Source organism: Bacteroidota bacterium (assembly GCA_034723125.1).
Lineage (GTDB): Bacteria > Bacteroidota > Bacteroidia > CAILMK01 > JAAYUY01 > JAYEOP01.
Window position 1 is genome coordinate 2,812 of the sequence record JAYEOP010000462.1, and the last position, 6,091, is coordinate 8,902.

The 6,091-nt window shown below is 31.3% G+C and carries 2 protein-coding genes and 4 tRNA genes; 4 read left to right on the forward strand and 2 right to left on the reverse strand.

What is annotated here, in order from left to right:
• Positions 1–68: 68 nt before the first annotated feature.
• Positions 69–3,905, reverse strand: coding sequence for a gliding motility-associated C-terminal domain-containing protein (locus U9R42_12040; GenBank protein MEA3496752.1), 3,837 nt, complete (start codon positions 3,903–3,905; stop codon positions 69–71).
• A 211-nt stretch (positions 3,906–4,116) separates the two neighbouring features.
• Positions 4,117–5,091, reverse strand: a complete 975-nt coding sequence (locus tag U9R42_12045; protein ID MEA3496753.1) for a polyprenyl synthetase family protein — start codon at positions 5,089–5,091, stop codon at positions 4,117–4,119.
• Between the two features lie 150 nt (positions 5,092–5,241).
• Here U9R42_12045 and U9R42_12050 point away from each other — a divergent pair.
• The 4 genes from U9R42_12050 to U9R42_12065 all read left to right on the forward strand — a co-directional run bounded on the left by U9R42_12050 (position 5,242) and on the right by U9R42_12065 (position 5,740).
• Positions 5,242–5,331 (forward strand) — tRNA-Ser (locus tag U9R42_12050).
• 109 nt (positions 5,332–5,440) lie between these two features.
• Positions 5,441–5,515: transfer RNA gene (locus tag U9R42_12055), tRNA-Pro, on the forward strand.
• A gap of 50 nt (positions 5,516–5,565) precedes the next feature.
• Positions 5,566–5,639, forward strand: a tRNA-Arg gene (locus tag U9R42_12060).
• 16 nt (positions 5,640–5,655) lie between these two features.
• Positions 5,656–5,740, forward strand: a tRNA-Leu gene (locus U9R42_12065).
• The last annotated feature ends 351 nt before the right edge of the window (positions 5,741–6,091 follow it).

The window sequence follows — 6,091 nt, forward strand, 5'->3', positions numbered from 1 at the left end:
TCTGTGGCTTTAATATTTTTTTACCCACACAAATCAACATAGAACTTTAATTTTTAATGGTAAACTTATCATTTTATAAGGGTTATTGTGCCTTTATATAAATGATTTGGAGTGTTTCCTTCATACTGAATAATAACAATATAAGTTCCAATATCACAAGCATTACCTTTATAGTAACCATCCCAACCTTCTTTGGTTGAGTTAGTTGAAAATACTTTTTCGCCCCAGCGATTAAAGATTATCATATTAAATTTTGATAAATTAAAGGCTTTAACTTTAAATGTATCGTTTAGTCCATCATTATTTGGGGTAAAAGCAGTGGGAATATGTAAAACAGGATCGTATTCAAAACAAATTTCATTTGACCATGATTGTAAGTTTTCATTGTCTTTTTGCACTGCAACAATTCTGTAACATTGTTTTCTTCCATCCAATCCAACTGTAATTGAGGCAGTAGTGTCGATGTTTCCTTTATTATATAAATTGAAAGTTTCGACATCATTTACACGTCTGTAAATATCGTATCTTTCAACGCCATTTTTCCATCCGATGTAATCATTCCATGAAAGCTTGATATCAAATTCTGTTGTTTTATTTCCTTTAAGAAGTATTGAACGGTGTATTGAACTTTCAAACCTATCACTACACACATTGCTTACTGCAATAATGTAGTCATAAAAAAATTCATGAGTTAATACATTTTTATCAACGTATTCTAAAACATTTTTAGGGAATGAATCTACTAAATTCCAAGTATCTCTATACTTAGGATTACCTTTAAATAAAAGTGTTTTTCTGTTGTAATATTGGTCATTAATAAGTTCCCAACTGATTTTTGTTTCTAAATCATTTTCAATTTTTGTTGTAACAACTTTTATGTTTGGAAATAATGAATCAATAGAAACAACTTTGTTTTTTATCTCCCCAATACATCCCCATTCTGAAGTTTCCTGAACCTGAATATATCCTGAAGGAGGTGAAAGCCATTCAGCAAATATTTTATACTTACCATCTTGGCTGGTAAATATTCCGCCATTAATTGTCCAGTTAAAAGATGAATTGGTAAATCCATTTACTGAATATTCTTTATTGGAATTGTCAGGAAAACAAATAGTTGAATCTCCAAAAATTTGACTTGTTGTTGGTATAGGATGGACATGAACAATAGTATCAATTATTTTATTTGTACAACTGTCTTTTGTTATTTCTAATACAGAAAGTGTAAAATCTCCTTTTCCCTGCCAATATACCTCAATTGTGTTGCTATACTGACCGCTAAAAACAATATTTGAATCATCTATTTCCCATACATAAATAGAATTTTGAAAGCCTTGAACAGAATATGTAAAAGTATCAAATTCGCATATATCAAAATTGCCGTTTATGGGTGAAGTATTTGGTAAAGGATTTAAAACTATTTTTTGATAAACAGTATCTCCATAACAATATTTATTATTTACCGAATCATAACTTGTTTCAAAAACTTGTAGTAATGCTATTTGTTCCTTAGCCCAATTTACACCTATTTCATTTTTTCCATTTCCCCAAATAATATTTCCACCATTAATCTTCCAATTATAATTAGAGCCATTAACATTTAAAACATTGTAGGGTTCATTTAATGTATAAGCACAAAGATTTGTATCTCCAAAAATATCAGATGTTTCAAGATGGTAGCTAATTATAACTTCCTTAGTTGCAGAATCACTTACACAGCCTTCCTTTGTTGTTTCAATAGCTGTTATTCTTGCTATTCCTGAGTCAGGGAAACTTACTTTTATTGCATTCTTTGATCCAAAATCTGTTCTTGTAGCAAGATAAACTTTCCATTGATAAGTAGAGCCTAAAGATTCTTTAACGCTAAAATCAACATTCACTACATTTGGACAAACAACGTTTGGTCCTATAATCTTAATTTGAGGACGAATTATTTTCACGTCTAATTTTGACGTATCACCAATACATCCATAAGTATTTGATTCAACAACACTTATTTTCCCTTTTATGCTATCAGTCCAAAGTATATTAATAGCATAGGAATTTGCTCCTGACATTTGTGTGCCTCCGTCTAAAGTCCAGTAAAAGGTTGAACTTAGTTTTTTTGGTGCTTTATATTCGAAAATTCCTTTATAGCAAGGTACTATTGATCCACTTATGTTAAAAGTGTCAGGTTCAGGATTAATTGTAATTAATACGCTATCAGTACTTATACAGTCATTTTTATTTTTAACTGTTAAATAATATTTCTTTCTTAATTGAAAATGTGTTATGTTTTTTATTGTAAGTTGAGGATTTGCCAGTGAAGTGTCATTGAGAAAATCAGAAGGAGACCATATATAAGTGTTGTTTGTATCAGCAAGTGAATCGCCTAAAATGATTGTATCACGTGAGCAGATAATTCTATCTTTTCCTGCATTAGCTTCGGGCAATTTATAAATATTTACTCCAAATGTTTGCAATTCGGGACCGCAACCAAACCTGCTTGTTTCGTAAACTTTCAAAATTCCTGACCCGGAACTTCCCCAGTCAACAATTATTGTATCTGTTCCTTGCCCCGATTTAATTGTACCACCGGAAACTTGCCAGTTAACATGTGAGTTGTCTGATAATCCATAAACAACATAAGTAAGTCCGCTATCATATTCACAAACATTTACAGCTCCGCGAATGCTGTCGGGTCCTGTAAAAGGATCAACTTTTATTTGAAAAACATCTATTGTTGTTTTATATGGACAACCATTGTCTTTTACCGTTACTGTAAAAAAATATGGATTTGATCTTCCGTGATTACAGCTTGTTTGCCACAAAAAAGCTGTTTTTATTGTATCTTTTCCATTAACATCTGATAAGGTGGCATAAGGGGAGGAAACATTGCTTGAACTTCCTCCAAAAAGTCCCCCTTCGTGAGTAAAATACATGCTATCTTTATCTGTATATTTTATGTCAAAACCAATAATGTCGCCTTCTTCAATTGTAAAAGAAGTTACTCCTCCTTTAATGAGTAATTTTGGCAAGTCATTTTTAGGGCAGTTCAATATTATTAGTTCAATATCACGTATTACTGAGCTTAAAAGAACAGCATTTCTATATTCTTTTACTTCAACAGCTATTGCATATAATCCTGCTTGAGGACTCATTAATTTTACTAAGCCTGTATTGTGATTTATGGATGATATGCCAGTTATTCCAAAAGGTTTAGTGAAACTATATGAACTTGCATAGTAAACTTTTGTTAATGGTAATGAAAGGTTACTAGAAGGATAAGGGGCAGGGTCATTTACTGTTCCGCCTGCATTAGGACGTACAAATGAGTAAACAAGTGAGTCTCCATCAGGGTCAATAGCCGAATAGGAAATATTTATTGTGTCGTTTGCACAAATGTAAGGAGTAGGTATTCCACTGAAATAGGGAGAATTGTTTTGATAGCTTTGTGCAGGAATAAAAGCATAGTAGGATTGTCCCATGTGTGCGGCAAGATTTGTAAGATTGTTTCTGCAACATCTTTGATGTAACAAATGATATCCTGTTGATGAGTATGGTAAATATACTATTTTTTCATAGTAGCCTTTTCTTATACAAACGTTAGGAACAAAAGAACAATTACTTCCTCCCGATGGAGGATTTACCGTTGTTTCAGATTTAAGATTTATTGATGTAATATCGTATTTATTCTTTGAAAAATTATTATTGTAAATTCCAACACGAATTGTTTGGTCAAAAGGCGTTGTGGAATTTTGACAATCCCTGAACATCTGAATTTTTAATTTATATTTATAACTATTACCTGCCTGACCTAAATATTCATAGGTAAAACTACCGCCCATGAGGTGGGTAGAATATGAATTGTACGATGAAAATGAAAGTACAATGAAAAATAGTAATATTTTAAATATTTTAATAAACAATTTGTGTTACTTCTTTTTTATGAAAATAATTACAATCTAGCAAATTTAACAATATTAATAGGTATTTCCAAATAAATTTGATTTAAATAATTTTTGATAATGATGTAGCCTAATTTTTTTGTGTTATAAATAAAACTAAAAAGCATGATTTTTATTTTTCCAACAAAACACAAATACAATACCGAAAAAAACTATTTTTAATAAAACTAAGTTAGTAATCTCTGTTAACAAGGTAATTAGATAAATCTAAAAGATTTTTTTTCTTTTCTTGTGAGACTTTTATAGAGTCAAGATTTTTAATCGCTTTATAAAAATATTGCTTACTTTTAGATCGGATTTTATCTTTAACTTTTAATTTATTAAAAATATTTAAGACAGCTTTAATTTTTTCTTTTTCCTTGTGAGTTGTTGTAGAATACCATTGTTCAAGTTCTTTTTTTGTATTTTTATCTGCCAATTCATAAGCTTTAAGGTATAAGTATGTTTTTTTATTTGCTAAAATATCACCCCCAATTTGTTTCCCAAAAATATTTTCATTTCCAAAGGTGTCAAGACAATCATCTTCAAGCTGAAAAGAAATTCCTAAATTGTAACCGAACTCCTCAATTAAATTTTTATTTTCTTCACTGGTTTTTGCTAATACAGCACCAAGTTTACAACAACCGGATATAAGAGAAGCTGTTTTTAATTCTATCATTTTCATGTAATCAGGAATAGAAATGTTTTTAGATAATTCAAAATTCATGTCATATTGTTGCCCATCACAAACCAATAATCCTGATTTGTTGTATAGTACCATAACTTCTCTTAAAATGTCATCATCTGTTTCCAGCATAAGTTGGTTTGCTACTATGAGCATTGCATCTCCCGAAAGAATAGCTCTATTTTTATCCCATTTTTTATGAACAGTAGTTTTTCCACGTCTTATGTCTGCTTTATCCATAATATCGTCATGCATAAGGGTAAAATTATGAAATATTTCCATCCCTATTGCAGGGGTTTTTGCTTTATTTATATCTCCGTCAAATAATTCACAAACCATAAGAGTTATTACAGGTCTTAATCTTTTACCTCCTATATCCAAAATATATTCAATGGGTTCGTAAAGTTCACGAGGGAATTTATTGATTTTTAAGTTTTTTATTTCTTGCGATATTATATTTTGAAATTCTTTGAATGAATGCATTTTATTGAATATTTTTTAAAAATTCACAATATAGATTGTTAAAAGGTTGAATAATTTAGAATGTAAAAGTAACAAATTTCAAACTTTCTAAAAACTTTTTAACAAAGCAATTTTTTGTTTCATATTTTTTATTACTTTTGCACCTCTGTTGGAGAGGTGCCTGAGTGGTTGAAAGGGGCTGCCTGCTAAGCAGTTGTACTGTTTTAAGCGGTACCGAGGGTTCGAATCCCTCCCTCTCCGCTAAAAAAGTTCTTTGTAAGGATGATTTGTAGATTATTAGAGTAGCTATTTTTGGACTAATTGTTGTTAAAAAGCAATGCTGATATTTTAGTATTTAATTTACAATTTTCGGGGTGTAGCGCAGTCCGGTTAGCGCATCTGCTTTGGGAGCAGAGGGTCGCAGGTTCGAATCCTGCTACCCCGACAAAAGAGCAAACATTCTGCTTTGCTCTTTTTATATTTATTTTATTTTTAGGTCCCGTAGCTCAGCTGGATAGAGCAACAGCCTTCTAAGCTGTGGGTCGAAGGTTCGAATCCTTCCGGGATCGCAATTCTTTTAATTATGCCCAGGTGGCGGAACTGGTAGACGCGCTAGGTTGAGGGCCTAGTGACCGATTAGGTCGTAGGGGTTCGATTCCCCTCTTGGGTACTTGCTTTCTTATTTCTCAGAAATTTTCTTATGATGTAATGAATTTAATAAGGAGATAAAGTTCAATAAGTACATCCCTAACCCAGATAAACTGGAAAAGAATAACTGCCACAGACTTCGTCTGTCGAAGATATGCTAAGTGTAATAAGAAGTAAGACTACGTCTGTCAAAGACAGATTCACAGATTTCAAACTGCCTTTGGTAGTATGCTTTGTAAAAATTTATTATAGTAGTTGTAAGCAGCAACTAGCAATCGTCAAATTTTCGCAAAAGTAAATCGTCAAATTTTCGCAAAAGTAAATCACCACTTTTAAGAAAAAATCTATAATAAATTTCATGTAAAGCTAATTA